Genomic DNA, 1225 nt, shown 5'->3' with positions numbered 1-1225 from the left:
TTTGGAAAGAAGGAGTCCACCATGAAGCTTATCCGCGTTGGAGTCGATTTGGCAAAAAATGTCTTTCAACTGCACGGCGTAGACCGCTTGGAGAAGACAATTTGGAGGCGCAAGCTGGTGCGTGGCGACTGGATCAAAGCACTGCTCGAAAGGATCGAGCCGGGCTGCGAGATCGGGATGGAAGCGTGTAGCGGCGCGCACCACTGGGCCCGGATGCTGCAGACAAAAGGTTTTACGGTCAAGTTGATTGCTCCGCAGTTCGTCAAGCCATACGTCAAGAGCAATAAGAACGACGCTAACGATGCCGAGGCGATCTGTGAGGCGATGAGCCGACCCAGCATGCGTTTTGTGGCTGTAAAAACCGTCGAGCAGCAAGATATCCAGGCCGTGCACCGGGTGCGGTCAGGCCTGATGGATCAGCGCAAGGCGAAAGCCAATCAGTTGCGTGGCCTGGCGGCGGAATATGGATTAGTAGCGCCGAAAGAATTGCTACATCTGAAGTCGGCGATCCCTTGCTGGCTTGAGGATCAGGACAATGGGCTAAGCGAACGTTTTCGCCGGCTCTTACGCGGGCTGTGGCGAGATTTGTTAGTCCTTGACGAGCGTATTGAGGAACTCAACCGCGAGATTGAACAGATGGCTCGGCAAGACCCGGTAGCTGTACGGTTGCAGCAAGTGCGCGGCATCGGGCCCCTGACGGCGACGGCACTGCTGGCAGCCGTCGGAGACGCGAGTCAGTTTTCCAACGGTCGAGAGATGGCTGCTTCGTTTGGGCTAACGCCCAAACAAAACAGCTCGGGAGGAAAAGAGCGATTACTCGGCATTAGCAAGCGGGGCGATGCTTATCTGCGCAGTTTGCTCGTGCATGGTGCCCGAGCGGTCGTCCGAACGGCGCAAGCGAAGACGGATCGATTAAGCACTTGGGTAATGCGTATCGCGACAAGGCGACACCCAAATGTTGCCGCGGTGGCATTGGCGAACAAGACCGCTCGCATAGCCTGGGCAATGCTCACCAGAGGAACTGACTATCAACCTCAAGCCGCGTAAGCACAGCAGTAGAAGTACCTGTAGAAGTATCCGAACCACGATTGCATGACAAGCCGCATGATGGCCAACAGGTCGAACCGGCGCTGATGAAACCCGATAATGTCTGAGGCCTCCGAGCCCGTAGAAGCGATAGGGAGTCAGCGCGCGAATAGCCCATCAGGGTCCAACACCTGGAACA

Annotated in this window: 1 protein-coding gene; it reads left to right on the top strand. The window is 56.5% G+C overall.

What is annotated here, in order from left to right:
• Positions 1-21: 21 nt before the first annotated feature.
• Positions 22-1047, top strand: a complete 1026-nt coding sequence (locus tag ACHAC9_RS24420; protein WP_435764394.1) for an IS110 family transposase — start codon at positions 22-24, stop codon at positions 1045-1047.
• The last annotated feature ends 178 nt before the right edge of the window (positions 1048-1225 follow it).

The organism is Massilia sp. CMS3.1 (assembly GCF_051262535.1).
GTDB lineage: Bacteria > Pseudomonadota > Gammaproteobacteria > Burkholderiales > Burkholderiaceae_D > Telluria.
The sequence above is the reverse complement of the archived record's forward strand: the minus strand, read 5'-3'. Positions and strand labels throughout refer to the sequence as shown.